The organism is Pedobacter sp. KBS0701, from assembly GCF_005938645.2.
Lineage (GTDB): Bacteria > Bacteroidota > Bacteroidia > Sphingobacteriales > Sphingobacteriaceae > Pedobacter.
This window is the reverse complement of sequence record NZ_CP042171.1, coordinates 1,013,487-1,039,700: the sequence shown is the minus strand read 5'-3', so window position 1 is coordinate 1,039,700 and position 26,214 is coordinate 1,013,487. Positions and strand designations below refer to the sequence as shown.

Here is a 26,214-nt window from a genome sequence, read left to right as displayed (position 1 = left end):
CCTGCAAAGCCTGCCCCTTGCGCAGCTTGGGAACGCCCAAATCAGTTCACAATTTTCAGCTGGCAGTTAATCCTAATCTCTTCTTTTAACCACTTCAGAATGACAATCAGGGTAACAAAAAAACCAGTCACGAAAAATCGCGACTGGCTTCTAGTTAATGAATTATAATTATCTTAAATTACCGTACCACTAGGTACGACAGCGCCTTTCTTGATCACAACAATGCCATCTTTAACAGCATAAAGTTCAAAGTCGCCGTCTTCTAAATGGTCGCCACCATTAATCTTAACATCATTTCCAATGCGACAGTTTTTATCAATAATAGCGTTATTAATATGACAGCGATCTCCAATACCAATTAATGAATTACCTTTATTAGTTTCTTCCTGAATTTCTTCAAGCGTTTGGTACCGATCGCTGCCCATAATATAGGCATTGGTAACTATCGTATCCTTTCCAATTCTCGACCTGATCCCTAAAACGGCATGCTCCACTCTGCTGGCCTGAATAATGCAGCCTTCTGCGATAATGGTTTTATCTAAAGTAGTTCCAGAAATTTTTGATGGTGGTAACATCCTTGCTCTGGTAAAAATAGCATGGTTACTATCAAACATATTAAATTTAGGTATTTCATCTGTCAAGCCTAAATTGGCCTCAAAGAAAGATGAAATATTTCCAATATCAGTCCAATAACCTTCGTACTGATAGCTTAAAACCCTGCTTTGAGAAATCGCTCTTGGCAAAATCTCTTTACCAAAATCTTTTTCCTCTTCATTCTCATTTAATATATTAATCAGGTACTCGCGATTGAAGACATAAATCCCCATCGAAGCTAAGAAATTACGACCCTCGTCCTGCATTTCTTTTCCAGTGTCCGAAACCCAGTCCTCTAAACCCGTTTTAGGCTTTTCAATAAAAGAGGTAATCATGTTTTCATCGTCGGCCTTTAGAATACCAAAATCTGTCGCATCTTTTGCCGTTACCGGAATAGTAGCAATGGTAACTTCAGCATTGGCTTCGATGTGTTTTTCAATCATACTTTTAAAGTCCATCTGGTACAATTGATCTCCGGATAAAATTAAAATATAATCGAATTCGTGTGAAACAATATGATGCATGCACTGACGAACGGCATCTGCTGTACCCTGGAACCAACCTGAGTTTTGTACAGTTTGTTCAGCTGCCAAAATATCAACAAAGGCCGTACTAAAATGGCTAAAGTGATAGGTGTTTTTAATGTGTTTGTTTAGCGATGCTGAATTAAACTGGGTTAACACAAACATTCTGTGAATACCAGAATTCAGGCAATTTGAAATCGGAATATCTACCAATCGGTATTTACCAGCAATTGGAACTGCCGGTTTAGAACGTGTTTGTGTTAGTGGCGATAATCTAGAGCCCTGGCCACCGCCAAGGATAACGCCTAAAACTTTGTCAGTCATGTTTAAGCTTATTTTAATATTTGGTATAATTCTATATAATTTAATGCTGCGTTATCCCACGAATGGTCTATCTTCATCATCGTTTTTCTAACTGCTTTAAAAGCTTTTTTATTGTGATATAATTCAACAGCACGGTTAATAGCATGAGTAACATCCCAAATACTTGTTTGATCGTGGCAAATCCCAAAACCGTTGTCGCCAATATCAATTACTGTATCTTTCAATCCTCCAATCCGGCGTACAATAGGCACAGTTCCATATCTTAATGCATAGAGCTGATTTAAACCACAAGGCTCTACTCTTGATGGCATAATCAGAAAATCTGCTCCGGCATACATCTCATGAGAAACCTGCTCATTATACCCAATATAAGCATTATATTTACCAGTAAAAATGTCTTTCAATTGATTTAACCGGCCTTCCACCCAATTCTCACCTGATCCCAAAACCAGAATATTTATATTATCTGCATGCTGTTGTAAAGCCGTATAAAAAATATCGGGTAGTAAATCAGCACCTTTTTCATCAACCAATCTGCCAATAAAAGTAAATAGTGGTTTAGAGGGGTCTAATTGAAAAACATCACAGAGTGCTGTTTTGTTTGCCAGTTTACCAGTTTCAACCGTTTTTAAATTATAACCTTTGCTCAGCATCGGGTCAGTTTCAGGATTCCAAACCTCGCTATCAATTCCATTTAAGATGCCTACCGATTTCCAACGTTCCTGCCTTAACAAACTTTCCAAGCCACGGGCATTGCTCATCATCTCATCCAGGTAACTTGGCGATACTGTGGTTACTTTCCATGCACATTTAATGGCCGACGCTAAAGGGTTAATGGCATCGTCCCAGCCCAGTAAACCACCCTTCCATAAATCGAATGCTGGTAAATAATAAAGTTTTTCCCATCCAAACTGTCCCTGATATTGCGCATTATGAATGGTTAAAACCGTCGGCACCCCACTAATTGGCTTATACTTTACACAATTTGAAACCATAAAGGGAATTAAACCGGTATGGTGATCGTGACAATGAATTACATCCGGGCGGTGCTCCCATTGTACAATCCAATCCAACGTGGCAATCTGGAAAGCCACAAATCTTTCTGTATCGTCGTTATAACCATATACATTTGGGCGGTCGGTTAAACCCTGTATATGAACAATGTATAAATCGAAACCTAGTTTATTGGTTTTTTCTTTTAAAATACGGTACTGAAAGTGATTATTGCCATAGTTTGCCCAGGCATCGTAAGTTACTTCGAACTCGCTTTCGCGGATAAATTTGGTATCATAAGCAGGTACAACTACTTTGGCTATATGGCCAAGTTTATTCTGATATTTTGGTAAAGCCCCTACCACATCGGCCAAACCGCCAACTTTTGCAACAGGGTAACACTCGGCGCTTATATGTATAATTTCCATCAACTATTTGGTGTAGATAACCCAAGTAAGTTACTAATTGTTTTGAGCTTTGCAAATAATGTAAATTATATTTTTAGTTGATTATTAAAGGAAAAATCGTCATCTCAACTGGAGGAAATCGGAATGGGGAGATCCAATTCATATAAATTTACTTAAGTTTTTTTTATAGAAAGTGAATGTCCGGTTCTTCGTGGCGGTATGTAGCCCTGCTTTCCGTTGCAGGTCCTCTCCCGATGGAAAATCGGAATCCGGGCTTTGCACTGCAATCAGGCTTATAAACAGAGTTGGTTCCTGTCAAAAGTAGGAAACATAAATTTCAGCGATGATCATCTTAAATCTACGGGAACAAAGCAGCTAATGATGCCCCGCTGATTGAACAGATATACGGAGATTTTTTTACTAACAATATCGTCATGCTGAATTTATTTCAGCATCTTTCATGCTTTTTGCAGATATATACAGACGGTCTCTTATTTGAAAGTGAGAGGTCTCGTTCTTCGTGGCAGTTAGCAGCCCTGCTTTACACTACAAGTCCTCGCTATGCTGTGGGCTTTACGTTTCAATCAGGCTTATAAACAAAGTTGGTTTCTGCAAAATGCAAAAACATAAATTTATTCTGCGGTAATCATCTTAAATCTGCGGGAACAAACGATTAATGGTATTGCGCACATATACGCAAAGAAACAACATCTTTCCTGCTAGGTAGACCCTGAAACAAGTCAGGGTAATTCCCCACATGATATTAATCTACGGGGCATAAAAAAACGAAAAAACCGCTTAAATCCATAAGCGGTTTTTCACAACAAAACAAATATATTTTTTGGTTTAAAAATATCTAGTATTCTTCGGCGATGATTTCGTAAAAATCGCGGATCGGTTGAAATTGAGGGTGTAATGAAACCACGTCGCCAAAAACCAATAGCGCAGGCGCATCAATTTTTTTATCTTCAACAATTTCGGCAATGGTATCTACTATACCAATCGCAATTTTTTCCTGTGGAGTAGATCCATTCTGGATGACGGCTACAGGCAACAGGTTTTTATTTTCTGCCTGGAAAATTGCTGCAATTTCTTTTACTTTTTCAATTCCGTTCAAAACAACAATTGTAGCTTTCGTTTTTGCAGCGATATATAAATCCTCTGATATTTCGCCTCTGCTATTTGTTCCGGTTACTGCCCAGAAACTTTCACTCAGGTCTTTATAAATCATCGGGATCTTCTGCAAACTTGGTGCACCAGTTGCGCTCGAAATGCCCGGAATAATCTCAGTTGGAATACTGTACGATTCTGCGGCATCAATTTCTTCATATCCTTTCGCAAAGAAAAACGGATCACCACTTTTTAAACGTACCACATGACCGTAGTTTAAAGCATAATCAATAATCAGCTTGTTCACTGCATCCTGTGAAAAAGATTCATCATCAGAACGTTTGCCTACATAAACTTTAGGAATACCATCTGGCGCATGACACAATAAGGCTTCGTTCACATTTGCATCATACAAAACAACATCAGCTGTTTTTAATACCTTAACACCTTTTAAACTAAATAAGTCCGGGTCGCCAGGACCAGCACCTATTAAAGTAATTTTTGGTTCAATGTTCTTTTTTTCTACCTTATTCAAAATCATAACAGAAAGTTTATGCTTGTTATACGTTTGTTAATAATACAAATATATAAAGTCTATGGGAATTGTAGTAATTTATTTCAAAATAATTTCATTGCCTCACTTATAGCATATTATTAGTGGAAAAAATCTCAATTAAAGCGTCATCATCTCGACTGGAACGCAGTGAAATGGAGAGATCTATTAGACAGATTTAGCTTCGCTGAGCACTCCATGGTTCTCGACCGCTTTGCACTCCGCTGGAAATGACAAAATTTTGGTAATTCGCTATGGAAATCTCGACTTTAAAGATTCTTCACTACGTTCAGGATGACAAATTAGATTTTATTTACAATTCACTTCTGCAAAAGTAAACTTACCGGCTTCGTAATTAATGGGTTTGCCTTTAACGAAGTATGACCTGCCCAGCGTAGTTTCAATCTGCGCAACGCCCATAATGAGTTTACCATCTTTCTTTAAAAATGCCAATGGATTGGTAAAAGCTTTGGTGGAATCTTTACCGGTATTAAAGCGATAATCAACCAATAAGGTATCACCATTAAACTTGCCGTCGATTTTACCATTATTTTCAGGTTTATCAGCATATTTTACCAATAAGGATCCTGTCACTTTACCAGATGCCATCGTTTTCACAATCATGGCCGCGCTGTCTTTTTCGAAGAAAGCCGCATAACAGGTTTGATTGATCACGGAATCCTTTTTTGCAGTATCAGTCTTCTTTTCTGATTGGTTACAAGCAAAAACATAAGGAACAGTAGCAAATACGAGGTATATAAGATTTTTTTTCATGTGGTTTGGATTAGGGCTTCAGTTTTGTAATGTAATAAGGAGATGAAAAATTTTAACCTTTTCCATAATCTAAATATACAAAAAACCTTGCAACGAAAATGGGATACCGTCTGGCACCCCACTGAAATTGCTTTCACTTTAGAACAATCTAAAGCTTTCATTATTATATTTGGTTGTGGTTCTATATTAGGATTTTCAGGATTGTATGATTTTAGGATTAATGAGTTAAATACAAATCTGATTATTTTCCATCCTCCATTTTCCATACTCAAAGATCCTTCTACTACGGTCAGGATGACAAACCGCTTTAGATTTTCCGTGTCACCAAGCCTCGTGGCCAACTCTTAATACACTTGCTAATTGATCATTGAAAATTGGTTATTCCCTCATCATCCATCTTACATTATTCCATTTTACATTTTACTCCACTGCCGCCCTGAACATCAATGCACCAACAGTTAAATTAGTACGTGTATCAACCAAAATGGCAGAACCATTTGCGCGGTTATCGTCGTATAAATCAAAAGCTAAGGCATCCGCGGTTTTCACAATCACACGGCCAATATCGTTTAATTTAAATTCATCTGCAGCATGTTTCTCAAGCGTATTGATATCTACCTTATGTAGAATTTCGCTGATTTTACATTTAGTAATCTTGCTGTTATGCTGAATGTTGTACATAATCGAAGTATCTAGCGCACGGGTATCCATCCAGCAAAGATCAGCCTCAATCAGTTTTGTTTCCTGTGGCAAAGCCGATGCATTTACAATGGTATCGCCACGGCTGATATCCACATCATCTTTTAAATGGATAATAACCGACTGACCAGCATGTGCAGCATCAAGTGCCTCATCAAAAAATTCTATTTTCTCTACAATAGAGCCGGCTCCTGAAGGAAGAACAGTAACTTTATCATTTAAATTAAAGGTTCCGCTCAATACACGCCCGGCATAACCACGGTAATCATGCAGTTCTGCTGTTTGCGGACGAACCACCCATTGTACGGGCATACGCGCCAATTGCGATTTATCTAAATTATCGGTATCTACTTTCTCTAAGAAATGTAACAGACTTTCTCCTTCATACCAATCCATGTTGCCGGAATTTTGTACGATGTTATCACCTTTTAATGCACTTACCGGAATATAGGTTACATCGGCAAGCTTTAATTGCTGAGCAAGGATTTTATATTTCTCAATGATTGAACTGTAAACCGTTTCGTTATAGCCAACCATATCCATTTTGTTGATACAAACCACTACATGTTTAATGCCTAATAAGGAAACAATATAGGAGTGGCGGATGGTCTGTTCTACCACGCCGTTGCGGGCATCGATTAAAATAATAGCCAAATTAGCAGTAGACGCGCCTGTAACCATATTTCTGGTATACTGAATGTGTCCCGGGGTATCAGCTATAATGAATTTACGTTTCTCTGTCTGAAAGTATTTGTAAGCTACATCAATGGTGATGCCCTGCTCGCGCTCTGCCCTTAAACCATCGGTAAGAATGGCTAAATCTATTGACCCATCGTCATTTTTGCGGTTCGAACTCTGTAAAGCTTCTAACTGATCAGCCAAAATAGAATCTGTATCATATAACAAACGGCCAATTAAGGTACTTTTACCATCATCTACGCTGCCTGCTGTGAAAAATTTTAATATGTTCACGATTATTGTAATGTTTTAATGTTTAATGATTGGGTTGGCTTTTTTAGTATTAAGTATTTAGTATCAAGTATAGAGTATTTAGTATTGAGTATTAAGACATTAGTATCAAGAGAATTTTCAATCTTGATACTTGATACTATATACTTGATTCTCTGTTAAAAATACCCTCCCTTTTTTCTATCTTCCATTGCGGCTTCCGAAACTTTATCGTCCATACGGGCGCCACGTTCTGAAATTTTAGAGGCACTGATTTCTGAAATAATATCATCAATCAAAGTGGCATCCGATTCTACCGCAGCAGTGCACGACATATCGCCTACCGTACGAAAACGAACCTGCTTGCGCTCAATTATATCCTCATCATCCATATTTAAAAACGGAGAAGCAGCCATCAATTGTCCATTACGCGTAATGCAATCACGTTCGTGCGAGAAATAAATACTTGGCAAATCGATTTTCTCTCTACGGATATAGTTCCAAACATCTAATTCTGTCCAGTTACTGATCGGGAATACGCGGATATTTTCACCTTTATGGATTTTACCGTTATAAATGTTCCAAAGTTCAGGACGCTGGCGTTTTGGATCCCACTGACCGAATTCGTCACGGACAGAGAAAATACGTTCCTTTGCTCTTGCTTTTTCTTCATCCCTACGGGCACCACCAATACAGGCATCAAACTGGTATTTTGCAATGGTATCAAGCAAGGTTACGGTTTGCAAAGCATTTCTACTGGCATTTTTACCGGTCTGCTCTACTACTTTACCCTGATCGATAGATTCCTGCACCGAACCGATAATTAATTTTTCGCCAATTCTTGCTACCATCTGGTCACGGTAAGTGATGGTTTCTTCGAAATTATGGCCGGTATCTATATGTACCAAAGGAAAAGGAAATTTCCCCGGACGAAAAGCTTTTTCTGCCAAACGAACTAAAGTAATTGAATCCTTTCCACCCGAAAATAATAGGGCCGGTTTTTCAAACTGACCTGCTACTTCACGCAAAATGTGAATAGCCTCGGCCTCTAGTTCATCTAAATAATCAAAATTATATGTACTCATTATCAAATGTTGAATGATTGAATGTTGAATGATTGAATGTTAAATCGCTCAATTACTCAACTTGTTGTTGTTGTTATTGTTGTTTAAAATGTTTGGAAGGTTTGAATGTTGGGATATTCCAACGTTCCATTAGTAAGGAATATAAACCTTCTATCTTTTAGCCTTCCGCCTTATACCTTAAGTAGCGTGTAAGCCACATTCTTTTTTGCTCTGGTCTTCCCACCACCATCTTCCGGCTCTAAAATCTTCGCCTGGCTGTACTGCTCTTGTACATGGGGCGCATCCTATACTCGGAAAACCTTTATCGTGCAGCGTATTGTAAACAATGTTGTTTTCTTTAATGTATGCTTTCACATCCTCTAAAGTCCAATCGAATATTGGGTGGAATTTAACCAACTGGTTGCCTTCGTCCCATTCTAAATCGTGCATATCCTCACGGTTGGCACTCTGATCAGCCCTGATGCCTGTTATCCAGATTTCATTCCCTTTTAATGCTCTTTTTAATGGTTCAATTTTACGGATGTAACAGCATTCTTTTCTATTTTCTACCGATTCGTAAAAGCTGCTCGGGCCTTTGGTATTCACCATATCCTGCAACAGCTCATTTTGCGGATAGTAGGCATGAATCGGCTTGTTATAAATTTCTAAGGTACGGTTCCAAACGTAATAAGTTTCTGGAAACAAGCGTCCGGTTTCTAAGGTAAAAACCTTAATCGGTATATTATTGGCAAAGATCAAATGTGTAATCGCCTGGTCTTCCCAACCAAAACTGGTTGAAAATATAATACGGCCGGCATATTGATCTGCCAAAAATTTCAGTTTATCAATTGTATTCAAACCTGCCAGTGCTGCTTTTATATCTTCTAGGTTCTCCATCACTAAATTAATTTTAAAATAAACATAATCACACTCCGCAAACTCACAATCATTACAATAATCCCCACAGCAACCATAATGGTTTTTGCAGAAATTTTGTTCGATACTTTTGCGGCAATTGGCGATGCGATTGCACTACCAATAATTAAGCCTAAAACAGCTTCCCAGTGTTTGCCGCCCAACATGGTGAAAAAGGTAAGCGAACTTAAAGTGGCAATAAAAAAACGGCTGATTTTTACCGTACCCAATGAGAACAAAGGGTGACGGCCGCCCGCAATTAAACTCGATAAAACGATCGATCCCCATCCACCGCCAAAAGCCGCATCGATAAAGCCACCAAAAAAACCCAATAGTCCAATTTTTTTGATTTTTTGATCTGCTTTTTTACGCTTGATATTAAACGCTTTCATTAAAATAACTCCTCCTAGAAACAAGGTGTAAACCGCCACAATGGGTTTAACATAAGCACTATAATGTTCTAATGAGGAAAGGATATAGGCACCTAAAACTGCACCGATTATGGCAGGAAGAATTAAAATTTTGAATAGTTTCCAATTCACATTCCCCATCCTGTAATGCATCCACCCTGCAATCCCATTACTCATTACCTCAGAAATATGGATGGCCATACTTGCGGATGCAGGCGGTAAACCCATAGCTAGTGAAAAGGAAGCTGTTGTTACCCCATAAGACATTCCGATTGCCCCATCAATTAAGGCGAATAAAAATCCAGCACCTAAAAACCAATAAAACAATGGATCGATGTTGATCAAAAACGTCTGAAATTCGGGTTCGGTATTCCAAAGCGAAAGTCCGATTGCGCCTATCAATAAAACTGATGCCACCCAGATCAACCATTTAATATTCCGCTCTGCGAAGCTTTTTTTAGGATTGATCAAGCTTTGGGTAACCTTATTGAGTTTTTTAACTTTTGCCGAAAAATCGCCGTTTAAAGTTTGGCGCAAAGCGCTCATATTCTGTAGGGTTTCATCCAGTTCTGCGGGTAAACCCTCATTTAAAATCTGCTTTAAACGTTTGGCAATGGTTGGCGATTTACCGTTTGTAGAAATGGCAATCTTTAAATCGCCTTTTTGAACGATTGATCCTAAGTAAAAATCGCATAGTTCTGGCTTATCTGCCACGTTGATCAGCAGACCACGCTCGTGCGTTACCTTTCTGATCTCTTCATTTAAAATATGGTTATTGGTTGCCGCAAAAACGATATCAATATCGTTTAAATCGTCGATATCAAAACTTTTCTGCTTAACTTTTATGAGCGGGTAATTTGCGACAAGTGCATAAACCTCCGGCGATACCGTTTCTGCCACAATAGTAATGGTAGCACTATGGCTGTTATTTACAATCGCCGTTAACTTCTCCAGCCCAATATTGCCTGCTCCAATTAATAATGTACGCAGCTTGTTCAGCTTCACAAAAACTGGAAAGAGCTGGTTACCTTTTTCTTCTTCCGAAAAAGGTATTGCATTATCAGGTTGGTTAGGCAATACTTGCATATTGTTTAATTAATTTCTTAAATGATGGATGTAATGATACAACTTCTCCAAAAATTAATAAAGCTGGTGCTTTAATATTTTCTTGCTGAACCAAACTTTCTATGGTTTCAACTACTCCAACAACCAATCTTTCATCCTCTGCCGATCCGTTCTGCACCACAGCAGTTGGTAAATTATGTTTGCCTGCCGCTTTAAAAATCTCTACAATTTTAGGTAATTTTTTAAGTCCCATCAGTACCAATACCGTAGCTTTTGATTGTGCTGCCTGGTAAATATCTGCTGAAACTTCTCCGGATGTGGTTGTACCGGTGATTACCCAAAAGCTTTCGCTCATGCCACGGTGCGTAACCGGAATCTGCTGCAAACCTGGTACACCGATAGAACTCGAAATACCCGGAATAACACTTACCGGAATGCTGTAAGATGCGGCATAATCCAGTTCCTCATATCCCCTGCCAAAAACAAACGGATCGCCGCCCTTTAAACGTACCACATGTCCGTAATTTAAAGCATAATCAATCATCAGTTTATTGATGGTATCCTGCGGATAAGAATGTTCACCTGAACGTTTTCCTACATAAACTTTAATGGCGGCTGCCGGAGCATGCTCCAATAAAGCTTCGTTGGTTAAAGCATCGTACAATACCACATCAGCAGTTTGCAAAGCCTTCACCCCTTTTAAGGTTAATAAATCCGGATCTCCAGGACCTGCACCTAAAAGGGTAATTTTTGATTCTATATTTAATTTCTGATCGCTCATCTTTGTATTTTAATTTTGAATGATTGAAGTTTGAATGAGAGAATATTTTATCAGCGAGTGTTTGTAATCATTCATTAATGCTATCACTCAATTATTAACTCCTTCTATTTCGCTAATACCGCTCTTTTTTCCTTAATCTGATTTAAAAATTGACTGGCTTCATCGAAATATTTTTGGGCAAATTCTGCCGTTGGTTCGTTTTTATTGATCTGTAAAACCAGGTCTGAGAAATTGGTCGGTAAGTTAAATTCGCCGGTTTCTACATAGTGGTTATCAAATTCGCGGATCACGCCAACCTGGGTACTGCTGTTTACGCCTTTATCCAACAATAAAGACTTTGCTGCACTTACAAAAGTGCTATAGGTATGATAAATGGCGTCGGCATAAGCACCCTTATCTAAGTTTTGCTTTGCCCAACCAAATTTTTCGTCGGCCTCTAATAATAAAGTAGCCACTAAATCAATCACCACACCGGCACATTCTCCAACACCAATGGCCGTTACAAATTCTTCAACATGTCCCCAGTCTACAAATTCTTCTGTTTGCAGGTTCGTTAAATCGGCCAATGGTTTTAATAACTGATAAAAATGGTCTTTCCCTTTTCTATCATAATATTGGTGGAAGTTTTCATCTTCGAGGTTATTCGCCTTAAAATCATTTAAAATGAAATGTAAAACACTTGTTGCTCTTTTAGAAGGTACTTTAATTACACGTTCTGCCACCCGGCCAACGCCGTTACCAACAGTACCGCCACCTAACATCACCTGAACAGCCGGTACCACTTTTCCTTCAGCTTTTACCGAGCTTCCGTGGAAACCGATTTCGGCCAAGCCGTGCTGACCGCAAGAATTCATACAACCACTGATTTTGATCTTGATGTTTTTCTCGTAGATAAACTCAGGGAAATCGGTATAAATCACCTCTTCCAAAACTTCAGCTAATGTCATTGAGTTCGAAATACCCAGGTTACAGGTATCTGTACCCGGACATGTGGTAATATCGGCCAAACTATCAAAGCCCGCTGTTGTAAAACCAATTTTATTTAAAGCCGCATATAATGAAGGTAGTGCTTCCTTACGTACAAACTTCAATAATAGTCCCTGGTTTTGGGTAATCCTGATTTCATCAGCAACATATAACCTGATGGCATCAACAAAAGCCCTTGCCTTATCTGTTTTGATATCGCCCACCTGAACTTTCACATACACACCATAAAATCCGGCCTGTTTCTGCTCCATTACATTGGTGGTTAACCAGTGTTTGTAATGGGCTTCGTTTAATATTTCTACCGCAGGGTATTCCTGCTCTAAAGGCAAAGTTGGCTGAGGTACCGTATTAATATCTATTTTAAAAGTTTTTACTTTATTGGCAATACGCTCTTCGGCAACCAGACGCAATACCTCTTCTAAACCTAATTTCTGAACCAGGTATTTTAACCGTGCTTTGTTACGGTTGGTACGTTCGCCATAACGATCAAATACACGAAGCACAGATTCGGTAAAAGGAATTAACTGATCTTCAGGCAAAAATTCGTGAACGGCATTTGCCAGGAAAGGCTGTGCACCTAAACCACCTGCAAATAAAACTTTAAACCCACGTTCGCCATTTTCATTAATTTTCGGAATAAAACCTAAATCGTGAATATAGCTGAAAGCGGTATCCCTATCGCTGGAAGAAAAAGAAATTTTAATCTTACGCCCCATTTCCTGACAGATTGGGTTACGCAAAAAGTACGCAAATACCGCTTGTGCGTAAGGAGAAACATCAAAAGGCTCTTCCGCATCGATGCCCGAATTTGGAGATGCGGTTACATTACGCACCGTGTTTCCGCAGGCTTCGCGCAAAGTAATATCATCCTGCTCCAGTTTGGCCCAAAGCTCGGGGGTTCTATCTAAACTCACATAATGGATCTGAATATCCTGACGCGTGGTTAAGTGCAGATTGCCACTTCCGTACTCATCAGCAATATCGGCAATACGTAATAACTGCTTAAAAGTTACCTTACCAAACGGCAGTTTAATACGCACCATCTGCACGCCAGGCTGCCTTTGTCCGTAAACACCGCGGGCCAAACGAAGGCTCCTAAACTTTTCGTCGTGGATGGTTCCATCTCTAAAAGCTTTAATCTTATTCTCTAAATCGATGATGTCCTGCTCGACGATCGGATTTTCGAGTTCTGTTCTGAAACTTTGCATATATGTTGTTAGCTTTATTCAAAAAATGCCTCCCTGTTACCGAGAAGCATTCCATATTTTACACATAAAATTATCTGTAGGCTCCTGTTAATGCGTTTTACAACAACAGCACATCATTTGCTTAGCGGTTAACTGGTTAGGTATAAAATTGAAGTTCATACGCCAAATATATAAAGTATATAGGAATAGTCGTAATTTATTGTGAAAAAAATTACATTAAAGAAATGTCATTTCGACTAAAACGCAGTCCCGAAGTTAATCAGGTGAGAAATCTGGGTATTAAATTCTTAAATAAGAGTAACTGAAAACTGCAAATTGATAACTGCCAACTGATTTGGGCGTTCCCCAAGCTTCGCAAGGGTCGGGCTTTTGCAGGGCTGCGCTTCGCTCCGGTACCGATGAAGGATCGGTACTGAACCCTTACAATCCCTAACGCAGAATTATCGCAAAAAGTGACCAAACTTCAGAAGTTGCCTGCACTCCACTCCTTGGAAACTTCGGAATTCTTTGCCGATTAAACCTGATATAACGGAAAGCCTACAGTGAGCGAGGACTTGCAGCGATAGCAGTACTATCGTAACCGACACGCATTAAACACTGCTTTCCAAAAACATTATTTATTTAAGACCTCGCAGGTTTGATTATAACAACAAAGACCCTGAAATAAATTTACTTCGTAGCTTTGCGCTACGCTACAGGTCAGGGTGACGGATCGTTAGCAGAAAGTTTTAAAAAAATTATAAATTAACGATACCGATCTTCAGGTTATCCTCGCGGCCGATTACATCGGCAATGCTGGTTTCGGTTAAAACCTTAAGCGTAGCATCCCTTACATCGATAAAGGCACTTCTAATTCCGCAGGTTTTCTCATCTACACACTCATCACATTTGTGGTAAAAGTTTAAACTTGCACATGGAACCATCGCAATCGGTCCGTCGGTTACACGCATTACATGTACCAATAAAATCTCTTCTGGTTTTTTATTCAGGCTATAACCGCCTCCGGCACCTTTTTTACTGTACAAGAAACCTGCATTACGAAGATCGAGCAGAATTTGTTCTAAGAATTTTTTCGGGATATGCTCCTCCTCTGCAATTTTCGAAATCTGCATAGGTGGTTTATCTAAATTTTTACCCAGCGCAACAAGCGCTTTAATGGCATATTTTGTTTTTTTGGATAGCATATTTGTACAAAGCTAATAAAAGAAAGTAAATTATAAAATATGCAACGGAAAGTTGATTTTAATTCATCATACTATCATATTCATAAATATAATGCATAATAACAGAAATTCCTTTAATCAAACAAACGTAAAAATAACCGCCAGCCTTAACAGTAGGTAATTATGGGCGTTTAAATTCTATTTTTACCCGCTATTCTGATTTACAGATTTTTAATAATGAAAAGAAAACTCAATCTATTGCCGCTCATCATAGTTGCAATTATATTCTTTGCCCTAAATGCATACGTATTATCGGGCTTGGGCACCATCAATCAATCCGGTTTACTCAGTCCGATTTTTTGGGTGTTTATTATCGGCTTAACTTTTGCCTTATTTTTCGGCATTCAGCACATGCGGATTCAGGGCATCAATAAGTTTTTCCAAATCGTCAGTCACGCTTTTCTGATTGTTTTTGCTTCAGAAATTGTTTTCGCTTTTTTTCTGTTGCTTGGCGATGTTTACCGCTTATTAATCGGCTTATCCACCAATTTTGAACCTGGCGGATTTCATGTTGCCGGCCGCAGCAGCTATTGGGTAGATTTTGCCTTTGTGATGTTCTGCTTAACCATTGCCCTGTTTGCTTACGGCATTACCCAGGGGAAATATGCCTATCGTGTAATTAAACACACTTTGTATTTTGATGATCTGCCTGAAAGTTTTGATGGTTTTACGCTGACCCAAATTTCGGATATACATGCGGGAAGTTTTACCAACCCAAAAGCCGTTCAAAAAGGCATCGATATGATCAATGCCCAAAAAAGCGACCTGTTTGTTTTTACGGGCGATCTGGTTAATAATGCCTCATCAGAAATTGTGCCTTATATCGGTCATTTTTCGCAGATTAAAGCGCCTTTCGGACAGTTTTCTGTTTTAGGGAACCACGATTATGGAGATTATATCAAATGGCCAAGTGAAACTGATAAGATCAAGAACTTAAACTTATTAAAAGCTTACCATAAAGAACTGGGCTTTAAACTTTTGCTGGATGAACATGTAGAACTGCACAAAAACGGAGAGAAGATTATTTTAGCCGGAATAGAAAACTGGGGCATCGGTTTTGGGGAGCGAGGCGATCTGAATAAAGCCCTTCAAAATACAGGTAAAGATGATTTTAAAATTCTTTTATCACACGATCCTTCTCATTGGGATGCACAAGTAAAAAATTATCCCTCTAAAATCCAGCTTTCTTTAGCCGGACATACACATGGTATGCAATTCGGTATAGAAGCTTTTGGTATTAAATGGAGCCCGGTAAAATACCGTTATAAACATTGGGCAGGCATTAAAACCGAAAATGGGCGGTACTTGAATGTAAACAGAGGTTTTGGTTTTCTGGGTTTTTCGGGCCGGATTGGTATCTGGCCTGAAATTACGGTGATTGAGTTGAAAAGGAAGTAAAAAAAGGTCGTCATTTCTAGCGAAGTGCAACGAAGCCGAGAAATCTGCCTAGATAGATCTCTCCATTCCGCTGCGCTCCAGTCGAGATGACGACCGAAAAAAATCGAATCTAGTAATTAAGCGTATAAGTTAAATTATACGTACGGCCGCGGCCTGCATAGTAAAACGTTTCTGGTTTGGCTAATGCCGAATACAGATACTGTGAACGTTGGCTCCAAATCGTCTGATAGTTTTTGTTCAACAGGTTTTGTACACCTACTGATAAACTTCCGGTAAATATTTTAACCGATCCCAATAAATCAACAGTCGTATAACCTTTTAATTCCCTACCGGTTCCAATATCATCTTTTGAATCGAACGAATGAAAAATTTGTGCCTTTAAACCAAATACTTTACCATTATAACCTAAGTAGCCTGCCAATTTTGACGGACTTGAAACAGTTATATCCTGTAAAGCCCAGGTACCATCGGTATTCTGTTTCTGTGTTTTAATGTATAAACCGTTTGCACCTACTTCAAAACCATTTTTCAGGCTTAAAGATAATGAACCTTCCAAACCAATATTTCTTACTTTTTCGTCAAAAACTTCAATATTGAATGTGCTGTTGGTTTTTACATTTTTATCAGATAAAGCATAAAAACCAGCTACCTGTGCATTAAATACACCTGTGCGGTAACGGTAACCTGCTTCGTACTGTTCTGTTTTAATACCTGTTAAGGGAGAACTTCCAACATTAATGGAGTTGCCTAAATTATAGTTGGTACCTACCAAGGTATAAGTCCCCTGTCCGTAATATTTAGCCGGATCTGCGAGGTTAAAACCCTGTGAGAAATTAACCCATGCCTGTTGAGCCGTGTTAATTTTAAATACTAAACCACCATTTAATAAGTTTACATCGTAATGGTTTTCACCACCAGCAATGGCCGCAGCCGTTCTGCCAACACCATAAGCCAAAGGTACGGAAGCAGTGGTACCTACAAAATCGCCAACTTTAACAAACATACGTTGCTGACGCACACCTCCCGACAGGCTTAAGAAGTCGGTCACTTTAACCTGCGCCTGTAAAAAACCAGATAAACCATTTACCCTAAAGTTTGGGTAACGTGCAATAGTGGCTATAGTAGTATTATTTAAACCACCAGATGCAAAGGCTTTTGCTCTATCGAACAAAGCTTGCTGCGCGTTAAAATTCTCGTTATCTGCATCAATACCGTAAGTAAGATTAAGTCTGTTCCAGTCTTTGTTCAATACCAGTTTTAAAGCACTATAATTAGTATTTTGGATGGATGAACCACTGTAAAGTCGCTGTGGTATAGCTGCCTGCCCCGGGAATGGGTGAAAGCTGAACTGCTCACTTCTGGCAGCTGCCTGTACATACAAGGTTTGTCCGCCTAAAATTTCGCTTGCCTGATAATTCGCATTGATATTGGCTCTACTTGTTTTTGGGTCAACATCTGATGAATAGCCATTTCTCATCTCTAAGAGCGCTGGGTTGGATAATAATCCACCATAATTTGCACCCAGGAAAAGGTCTTTATCACCACGGTAACCCGAATTGTAATATTGGGCATTCACAGATATTTTTTGGTAATCGGTCAATTTAAATTCGGTGCTTCCGAAAAAATCGAACGATTGGTTATATTGTAAATCAGTTTGGGTAATGTCAGTAAAAATCTGCTTTCCATCTGCGCCATAAGCTGCATTGTTTTTTTGAAAAGCCATACCGATGCGCCCGTTCCAATCTTTATTACCGCCAGAAATAGCCTGTGCCACGCGTATATCATGATCGCTTTTTTCCTTTAATCCACTGCGCACACCAACCTGAGTAGTAAAACTTGGCTGACTGTCCTGACCTTTTTTAGTGATGATGTTGATGATCCCTCCTGTTGCACCACCGCCATAAACGGCGCTTGCACCAGATAAAACTTCAATTCTTTCGATATTAAACGGATCGATTGATTCGAACTGACGGCTAACACCACGCGTACTGTTTAAAGATACCCCATCAATCATCACCAATGCATCTCTGCCACGTTGGTTCTGTCCGTAATTGGTACGCCCTTCCGGACCGGCATCCAAACTCGGGATCAATTGCGCCAATGTTTGTTTTAAAGGAATGCCTGCCCTCGCCTGTTCCTGAATTTTTGCACCATCTACTACCCAAACGGTACCTGGTATCTCGCTGATTTTAGTCGGTTTCCGTGATGATACCACTACCACCTCCTGCATATTCGAGGTTGGACTCAGGTTAATGGTTAAATTAACCGTTTGATCTTTAGCCAGATTCACTTTTTGTGAAACAGTAGTATAACCCACATAACTTACCTGTAATTGGTAGGCACCTTCGGATAGCTTTAGTTCGAAGCTGCCATCTGCTTTGGTGGTTGCCGAAGTATTTTTACCATCAACTTTAATATTTGCTCCGGCAAGCGGAGCTGTTTCGCCTATTACCTTTCCGGCTACGGTTTGTGCTTTACCTGTAAGGATAAATCCACAGATAAAGATTGCAATTAAGTATAGATTCTTCATTAATGATTATTTTTTTTGCGCAAAGCAATCATTTATTTAGATCAAATCCAAATAAAATTATTAAAATTTTTATTTGTTCAGGAACTAAAACGGTTAAGTAATACTTAACAAAGTACTTACTAACAATATGTTAAAAATAATTTAAAATATTATTTTTAATCAATCTAAATAAACACATAACTTAGCAACAAGAATTATCGATATATATCGTTCGAGTTTAAATATCTCAGCTAACCAGATGATGAATAAAAAATACAGGCATTAATGTGCCTGTATTTTATTGCCTTTACCAATAAACTTTTTGAAAAACTGAAAAAAAATGTTTACATCAAACCTCGAAAAACATGAACTTATTGATTTCCTCACGGAAAGTCCGACGAAGGAAATCTTTCACCATGAAAATGAAGCAGAATACCTGCATGCAATGGGAAAAGTTACCCAGGCGGTAAAAAAATTTCTCAACAACAATCAACAACCTTTCAGTGGCGTATCGCCGTCGAAATTAAGACCGCTGTTTGATTCGATTGAATTTGAAAAAACACACGACAACTACGATGCTTTACTTAAAGAAGTTGAACAACTTTATACCAGCCATGCGGTTGCCTTTCACCACCCTGCTTATATTGCACATTTAAACTGTCCGATTGTAATTCCCGCCGTAGCTGCTGAAGTGATGATTTCGGCCATCAATTCGTCAATCGATACCTGGGACCAAAGTGCCGGCGGTACCTTAATTGAACAAAAACTGATCGAATGGACCTGCGATCAGATCGGTTTCAGCAAAAAAGCAGATGGCATATTTACCAGTGGCGGCACCCAAAGCAATTTAATGGGCATTTTACTGGCCCGCGATCACTATTCCATTACCGCATTAAACCACAATATTAAAGTTGATGGATTACCCCGGGAAGCTTCCCGTTTCAGAATATTTGTTTCTGAAAAAGCGCATTTTAGTATCCAAAAAAATGCTTCACTATTGGGTTTGGGCGAAAAATCGGTAATCAAAATCAAAACCGACCGCAGTTTCAGGATGAATACCATTTTACTGGAAGATGCCATTAAGCGGGAAATTGCTCAGGGCAATATTCCTATTGCCATTGTAGGAACGGCAGGCACCACCGACTTCGGAAATATTGATCCGCTTAAAGAACTTGCATCTATAAGTCTAAAATACAATACCTGGTTCCATATCGATGCGGCTTATGGCTGTGGATTATTGTTAACAGATAAATATAGAGGCTTACTTAATGGTATCGAACTCGCACATTCGGTTACAGTTGATTATCATAAATCGTTCTTCCAGCCGGTAAGCAGCAGCGGTTTTCTGGTATGCGATAAAAACTTTTTCAACCTGATTACGCACCATGCTGATTACTTAAACCCAAAAGACCATGATGAGGATGGTTTACCGAACCAGGTGAACAAATCGATACAGACTACCCGCAGATTTGATGCCTTAAAACTTTGGTTTACACTCAGAATGATGGGCAGAAACAAACTGGGTGGCTATTTTGATACGATTATCGAAACCGCAGCCAAAATTGCCGGACTGTTACATTCAGATAGCGATTTCGAGCTGATGAACGAATCGGACATCAGTGCATTGGTGTTCCGTTACCGCCCAAAAAACTTGCGCTTAGATGTTTGCGCCATGAATCAATATATCAAAAAAGCAATGTTCAATCAAGGAAAAGCTTTAGTTGCCGGTACCAAGATTAACCAACAGTTCTACCTCAAATTTACACTACTTAACCCGCTAACTACCATCAGCGATATTGAAAACATTATTAAAATCATTAAAAAACATGGAAACGAATACGTTAGACTCAATCAAGCTTCAGCAGATTTCAGAAGAAACTAATTTCAATGCGCTTCTAAACAGTTATTGTAGAGAATTTACCAACTGGAGCCGTTATACAGGTATCCCTAAATATGACGAATCTTTAGCCAATTACCTGGTTACAACAAGCGATCGTTTGCACATCAGGTTTGACTTTACAGCCATTGGTTTCGAAGTATACGCACCTTTAAAATTTTATGCCGATAGTGGCCGCCACGTATTTAATTTCCCTGTAATTGAAAGGAACGTTGATACAGATGCCATTAATCCAATCACTATTTACAGGTTTATGGAAATGGCCACCCAATTTAGTGCTCAGGAGTTCACTGCTGTTGATGCCGGTCTGGTAAAACAACGTTTGGCCAATAGCATAGAAAACCTTGAAGCATTTTTATCGTTTTTTAAAAAAAATGGAAAACCTGTAAATTTTGCAAAAATGAGCTTTATTGAGGCTGAGCAATCTTTAATTTTAGGTCATAATGCCCATCCCCTACCCAAAGGGAGATCTGGTTTTAACACTAAAGATGAACTTTTTAAATATTCACCGGAAACACAGGGAAAGTTTCAGCTGGCGTATTTTTTAATCGCAGCAGATAACATTAGTGAGAAAAATGCAGAAGGTTTCGATATGACGGATCTTTTCAGAATGGAATTGCTAGAGAGCAATCATGCAGAAATCATTAGTTTGCTCGATCAATATCCGGATTATAAAGTGGTACCCATGCACCCCCGGGAGGCCCAACACCTGCTTGCCCTTCCTACTGTAAAAGCGATGCAGCAAGAAAACCTGCTATTCTTTTTGGGGCACTTCGGAGAATTGTACACACCAACATCTTCCGTAAGAACGGTTTACAATGCATCGAGTGATTGGATGCTAAAATTTTCGCTACATGTAAAAATAACCAACTCGGAAAGGGTTAACCTGGTCAGGGAACTTCACCGGGGTTACGATGTAAGCAAATTGTTAAAAACAGCATACGGTAAGGCAGCCAAAGCAGAATTCCCTGAAATTGAATTTATTACCGACCCGGCGTTTATTACCGTAAATTATCAGGGCGAAACGATTGATGGATTTAACATCAGTATCAGACATAATCCTTTCAAAGGGGAAGATGCTGGCAAAAATGTAAGTTTATTGGCGGCGCTTTGTCAGGATGGTTTATTGGGCCAAAAACCAAGGATTGTCCATGTAATCGAGGAGGCATCCATCAGTAAAAATAAAGCACTTGCCCATACGGCCGTAAACTGGTTTAAACAATACCTCCACCTTTGTGTAGCTCCGGTTGTGGGCCTTTACAATAATTTTGGGATGGCTTTTGAGTTCCACCAACAAAATGTGATGGTAGAACTGGATAAAGATTATTATCCTGCCAAACTTTATTTCAGGGATAACCAGGGTTATTTCTTTAGTGACGCTAAAGCTGAGGAACTAAAAGCAGTTTATCCAGGTATAGCAGCAGAAAGCGGTTCGATTGTACCGAACGAATACATTATCCCTAAATTGACCTATTACCTACTCATCAACAACATTTTAGGTGTAGTAAATGCCATTGCGAGTAATGGTTTAGCTGATGAAAAAACGTTGATTGATCTGGTTTACCTTGAATTTAAACAATTCGAAAACAGTGATACCACTGGACTGGTCGATTATATCATCAACCGCCGCAGCTGGGAAGTAAAAGGTAATTTATTAACCAATCTTTGCAACATTGATGAAGCTAGTGCGCCCATTGATAATCCGGCCATTTACCGTGAGTTTCCAAATCCGCTGTCTAAATATTTTTTCTCCGAAAACCTGATCAAACCTCAAACCAATGAGGTATTATACAGCAGGTTTTTCCCGAAGGAAAATGTAACGATCAACATCCGGCCTTTTAATATCGACCGCGATCTGGAAATGGTTCATGACTGGTTTAACCAGGAACATGCCAAACCAATCTGGAAAATGGATGGCCCTATTAAAGGCCTGGAATTATTTTACAGAACTCTATTGCCGAATGATGCCTCTCACAGTTTTATCGGCGAAATCAATGGCGAACCTACTTTTACCATAGAGCCTTACTGGCCAATGCGTGATGGTGTGGGGGCTTGCTACGAAGCGTTAACTACCGATTATGGAGCACATTTATTGATTGCCCCTACCGATAAGGACAAAAAATTCAGTTTTGAAACCGGCCAGGCCTTGATGGATTTCATTTTCGAACAGCCAGAAGTAGGCAAATGTATCGGTGAAGCCGCAGTGGAAAGCCGTGCGATGCACATTTTTGTAACCAGATTGGGTTTCAAATTAGAGAAAGTAATCCAAATGCCTTATAAAATGGCCAATTTAACTTTCTGCTACCGCGATTGGTACTGGGATAAATTTCCTGAAGCCAAAGCTTATGCCATGATGAAAACAGCTCAATTTGAAACGGAGGAAATATAATGCAGGAACAGAAAATATATGACATTGTTGGGATTGGAATTGGTCCTTTCAATTTAGGTTTGGCCGCTTTATGTGCCCCAATCAACAGTTTATCTACTTTGTTTTTAGATCAGGCGAACGAATTTAACTGGCATCCTGGCATGATGTTGAGCGATGCTACTTTACAAGTCCCTTTTATGGCCGATCTGGTTACCATGGCCGATCCGACCAGTCCATACAGTTTTTTAAACTACTTAAAGCAAACCGATCGCCTTTATAAATTCTACATCAGGGAAGACTTTTTTGTATTGCGCAAAGAATATAATGCCTATTGTAAATGGGCCATTACGCACCTGCAAAACTGCCAGTTCGGGCAAAAAGTGACCACCATAAATTATGTTGATGGAATTTATCAGATCGAAAAGTTAGATCAGGCAAATGGTACTACTGAAACCATTTTGGCTAAAAAAATCGTACTCGGAACGGGCACAGCACCTAAAGTACCGGATTTTATTAATCCTACTATTCATCAACATGCGATACATTCTTCAGAGTATTTAAAGTTTAAACAGACCTTATTGGAGCAAAAAACCGTAACGATTATCGGCTCAGGACAAAGTGCCGCTGAAATTTTCTACGATCTTTTGCCTGAAACTGAGAATGGTTTAAATCTGAAGTGGTTTACCCGTCCAGACCGATTTTTCCCCATGGAATATTCGAAATTAACTTTAGAGCTGACCTCGCCAGAATATGTAGATCATTTTTACAATTTAAGCGATGCAAAACGTAAACAACTTTTAAGCAAACAGAATTCGTTGTTTAAAGGCATCAATTTCGAACTGATTAACCAGATTTTCGATAAACTTTACGAATTGAGTGTTGACGGCGAAAAAATCAATGCCGAACTCATGCCGAATTGCCAGTTGAATAACCTAAGCTTAAATAATGATGGCAGCTATCAGCTTGATTTTTATCACACCGAAAGCGAAAAAGATTTTACGGTTGATACAGATGCTGTGGTATTGGCTACAGGATACAAATATAACGAACCGGGCTTTTTATCAGCCATTATAGACCGCATTGCACGCAATGCAGACGGACTTTTTCAGGTACATCGTAATTATGCCATTGATGTAAACGGTAACGAAATCTTTGTTCAAAATGCCGAATTACACACGCATGGATTTGTAACACCAGATCTGGGTATGGGGGCATATCGCAATGCATCTATTGTCAACGCCATTTTAGGTTTCGAAATCTATCCGGTAGAAAAACGGATTGCTTTCCAGCAGTTTAGCGTAAATGGCGAGCGAGAGGTTACGAAACAGTCTCAGGGTTTCATCCGGGACTGTCACGTTGAACCTGTCGAAACGCCTTAAACATTAGGTTGGTCCTTCGACAAGCTCAGGATGACAAATCTATATTTATAACATTCCTCAATAATAAAAAATTAATACCATGAGTTACAACAATTTCAATCATATAAAACCTTTAAAAAAAGAAGTTTGGGACAAGGTAAACCTAAACTATATTGCAAAATCAATCGTGGAACTGATGCACGAAAAATTGGCAGAACCAACTCTTGTAAATACTAATGAGCAGGGCATTTTGAATTTCCATTTAGCTACCGATACTGAGACTATTTATTATACTTTCTCGGGTCAGCAGCGTGCTTTGGATTACCTGCACATCGATAAACAGAGTATTAAAAAGTTTGTGAACGGCGAGCGTGTAGCGGTAAATAATGCGCCGGCCTTTTATACCGAATTACAGCAAACTTTTGGCATTAAACCCTTTACACTCGCCCATTTCATTGAAGAAACGTTAAATACTTTATATGCTGATGCTTATATCCACGAAAAAGGCCGGTTAACCGCTGATGAACTGGCCAATGCTGATTACCAAACCATCGAACACCAGATGGACGGTCACCCATGGGCTACTATAAACAAAGGGCGTATCGGTTTTAACCACAGCGATCAGGGCAAATATGCACCAGAAGCGGCGCAGAAAACACAATTGGCCTGGCTGGCCGTCCACAAATCAAGGGCACAGTTTAAAAGCATCGAAAGCATTTCTCCGTTTTCTTTTTACAATGAGGAGCTTTGCCTGAAACAAGTCCACGATTTTAACCAGGTCTTGATCCGGCAGGAATTAAATCCTGAAGATTATTTCTTTGTCCCCGTTCATGAATGGCAGTGGAACAATAAAATTGTATTACAATTGGCGCATGACATTGCCCATCAGCTGATTATTCCGGTTGGCATTGGAAACGACGAATACATGTGCCAAAACAGCATCCGTACCTTCTTTAATGTAAGTGAGCCTAAAAAACATTATGTAAAAACGGCTATTTCTATTTTAAACACCTCCATTTTCAGGGGATTATCACCAAAAAAACTGGCCATTGCGCCAAAAGTTACCCAATGGGCAAAAGATATGCTACAGGGTGATGAATACCTGAAACAAACATGCGTTGTCCTTTTAGGTGAAGTGGCAACCGTAGCTTATACGCACCCCCAATATAGTAAAATACCGGGATCACCGTATCAATACCAGGAGTTTTTAGGTGCCATTTGGCGCGAAAGTGCAGAAAACTACTTGTTAGAAGGGGAAAACATCATGACGATGGCCAGTTTACTTTATGTAGATGACAATGGTAAAAGCATGGTACAGGCCCTGATCGAAAAATCGGGATTAGATGCTTCAACCTGGCTAAATGCTTATTTATCGGCTTATTTGAAACCGGTATTAAGAATTTTCTATAAACATGCCTTTTTCTTTAGTCCTCATGGTGAAAACACGATTCTGGTAATGAAGAATGGTGTTCCCGAACGGATTATCATTAAAGATTTTGTAGAAGAAATTGTATTAACCGAAGAATCGAAAGCGAAATTACCTAATGACCTTGTTGATGTTTTGAGGGAAATTAACGACGAATTGGCGCCTTTATTCATCCTTTCGGGCATATTCGACGCTGTTTTCAGGTATCTGGGCAATATTTTCCACAGTTATATTGGAATGGATGAAAAACAGTTCTGGCGTCAGGTTGCTGATGTAATTTTAGAATTTCAACAGGAAAACAAGGAATTAGCCTCAAAATTCGAAAAATTTGACCTTTTTGTACCTGAATTTATCAGGGTTTGCATTAATAGGGTAAGGTTGTTGACGCATGGTTACAGCGAAAGTACCGATGTTCCGGTTCCGGAATTGATTGGCACTTTGGTTAATCCTGCGGCAGAGGCTTTGAAAGAAGATGTTTTGGTGTAATGTGAAGTCAGATGTTACCATCTGACTTTGAGTAAATCCAGACGATTTTATAAAAATCAAATAAATTCCTCTCCGTGGTAAATGGCAACATCTGCCACCATTACAAAAGATCGTCATTGCGAGAAGGCTTTTTCAGCCGACGAAGCAATCTTACAAATATCGCTACTAGCGACCGCATTAAGATTGCTTCGTC

At 39.2% G+C, this 26,214-nt stretch carries 17 protein-coding genes; 5 read left to right on the top strand and 12 right to left on the bottom strand.

Annotation, left to right across the window (positions count from 1 at the left end):
• Positions 1 to 173: 173 nt before the first annotated feature.
• From FFJ24_RS04040 to FFJ24_RS03990, 11 genes are all read right to left on the bottom strand, one after another.
• Positions 174 to 1,442: a glucose-1-phosphate adenylyltransferase gene (locus FFJ24_RS04040; RefSeq protein ID WP_138822796.1), complete on the bottom strand. Its 1,269-nt coding sequence runs from the start codon at positions 1,440 to 1,442 to the stop codon at positions 174 to 176.
• Positions 1,443 to 1,450: 8 nt separating this feature from the next.
• On the bottom strand, positions 1,451 to 2,863 hold the full coding sequence (locus FFJ24_RS04035) for a glycogen synthase (RefSeq protein ID WP_138822794.1): 1,413 nt from the start codon (positions 2,861 to 2,863) through the stop codon (positions 1,451 to 1,453).
• An 835-nt stretch (positions 2,864 to 3,698) separates the two neighbouring features.
• Positions 3,699 to 4,493, bottom strand: a complete 795-nt coding sequence (gene cobA / locus FFJ24_RS04030; RefSeq protein ID WP_138822792.1) for a uroporphyrinogen-III C-methyltransferase — start codon at positions 4,491 to 4,493, stop codon at positions 3,699 to 3,701.
• Between the two features lie 321 nt (positions 4,494 to 4,814).
• Positions 4,815 to 5,279, bottom strand: a complete 465-nt coding sequence (locus FFJ24_RS04025; RefSeq protein WP_138822790.1) for a hypothetical protein — start codon at positions 5,277 to 5,279, stop codon at positions 4,815 to 4,817.
• 420 nt (positions 5,280 to 5,699) lie between these two features.
• On the bottom strand, positions 5,700 to 6,950 hold the full coding sequence (locus tag FFJ24_RS04020) for a sulfate adenylyltransferase subunit 1 (RefSeq protein WP_138822788.1): 1,251 nt from the start codon (positions 6,948 to 6,950) through the stop codon (positions 5,700 to 5,702).
• Positions 6,951 to 7,105: 155 nt separating this feature from the next.
• Complete coding sequence (cysD, locus tag FFJ24_RS04015) at positions 7,106 to 8,011, bottom strand: sulfate adenylyltransferase subunit CysD (protein ID WP_138822786.1); 906 nt, start codon at positions 8,009 to 8,011, stop codon at positions 7,106 to 7,108.
• 177 nt (positions 8,012 to 8,188) lie between these two features.
• Positions 8,189 to 8,887 (bottom strand): phosphoadenylyl-sulfate reductase, encoded by a 699-nt coding sequence (locus FFJ24_RS04010; RefSeq protein ID WP_138822784.1) that lies wholly within the window; start codon positions 8,885 to 8,887, stop codon positions 8,189 to 8,191.
• 2 nt (positions 8,888 to 8,889) lie between these two features.
• Positions 8,890 to 10,401 carry a TSUP family transporter gene (locus tag FFJ24_RS04005; protein ID WP_138822782.1) on the bottom strand — a complete coding sequence of 504 codons (1,512 nt, stop codon included), beginning with the start codon at positions 10,399 to 10,401 and terminating at the stop codon, positions 8,890 to 8,892.
• Entirely contained in the window at positions 10,385 to 11,161 is a 777-nt protein-coding gene (cobA, locus tag FFJ24_RS04000; protein WP_138822780.1) for a uroporphyrinogen-III C-methyltransferase, read from the bottom strand. The genes FFJ24_RS04005 and cobA (FFJ24_RS04000) overlap by 17 nt, the downstream gene beginning before the upstream one ends.
• A 104-nt stretch (positions 11,162 to 11,265) precedes the next feature.
• Positions 11,266 to 13,356: a HEPN domain-containing protein gene (locus FFJ24_RS03995; protein WP_138822778.1), complete on the bottom strand. Its 2,091-nt coding sequence runs from the start codon at positions 13,354 to 13,356 to the stop codon at positions 11,266 to 11,268.
• Between the two features lie 737 nt (positions 13,357 to 14,093).
• Entirely contained in the window at positions 14,094 to 14,540 is a 447-nt protein-coding gene (locus FFJ24_RS03990; RefSeq protein ID WP_029275042.1) for an Rrf2 family transcriptional regulator, read from the bottom strand.
• A gap of 216 nt (positions 14,541 to 14,756) precedes the next feature.
• Here FFJ24_RS03990 and FFJ24_RS03985 point away from each other — a divergent pair, with 216 nt between their 5' ends.
• Positions 14,757 to 15,977 carry a metallophosphoesterase gene (locus tag FFJ24_RS03985; RefSeq protein WP_168202381.1) on the top strand — a complete coding sequence of 407 codons (1,221 nt, stop codon included), beginning with the start codon at positions 14,757 to 14,759 and terminating at the stop codon, positions 15,975 to 15,977.
• Between the two features lie 109 nt (positions 15,978 to 16,086).
• On the opposite strand, the gene FFJ24_RS03980 is transcribed toward FFJ24_RS03985, so the two are convergent.
• Complete coding sequence (locus tag FFJ24_RS03980) at positions 16,087 to 18,507, bottom strand: TonB-dependent receptor (RefSeq protein ID WP_138822776.1); 2,421 nt, start codon at positions 18,505 to 18,507, stop codon at positions 16,087 to 16,089.
• 319 nt (positions 18,508 to 18,826) lie between these two features.
• Here FFJ24_RS03980 and FFJ24_RS03975 point away from each other — a divergent pair, with 319 nt between their 5' ends.
• From FFJ24_RS03975 to FFJ24_RS03960, 4 genes are all read left to right on the top strand, one after another.
• The gene (locus tag FFJ24_RS03975) at positions 18,827 to 20,368 is read left to right on the top strand and encodes an aspartate aminotransferase family protein (protein ID WP_138822774.1); all 1,542 of its coding nucleotides are present in this window, start codon (positions 18,827 to 18,829) and stop codon (positions 20,366 to 20,368) included.
• Positions 20,313 to 22,772 carry a GNAT family N-acetyltransferase gene (locus tag FFJ24_RS03970; RefSeq protein WP_138822772.1) on the top strand — a complete coding sequence of 820 codons (2,460 nt, stop codon included), beginning with the start codon at positions 20,313 to 20,315 and terminating at the stop codon, positions 22,770 to 22,772. Before FFJ24_RS03975 ends, FFJ24_RS03970 begins: the two co-directional genes overlap by 56 nt.
• Positions 22,772 to 24,130 carry a lysine N(6)-hydroxylase/L-ornithine N(5)-oxygenase family protein gene (locus FFJ24_RS03965; protein WP_138822770.1) on the top strand — a complete coding sequence of 453 codons (1,359 nt, stop codon included), beginning with the start codon at positions 22,772 to 22,774 and terminating at the stop codon, positions 24,128 to 24,130. Before FFJ24_RS03970 ends, FFJ24_RS03965 begins: the two co-directional genes overlap by 1 nt.
• 79 nt (positions 24,131 to 24,209) lie before the next feature.
• Entirely contained in the window at positions 24,210 to 26,021 is a 1,812-nt protein-coding gene (locus FFJ24_RS03960; RefSeq protein ID WP_138822768.1) for an IucA/IucC family siderophore biosynthesis protein, read from the top strand.
• The last annotated feature ends 193 nt before the right edge of the window (positions 26,022 to 26,214 follow it).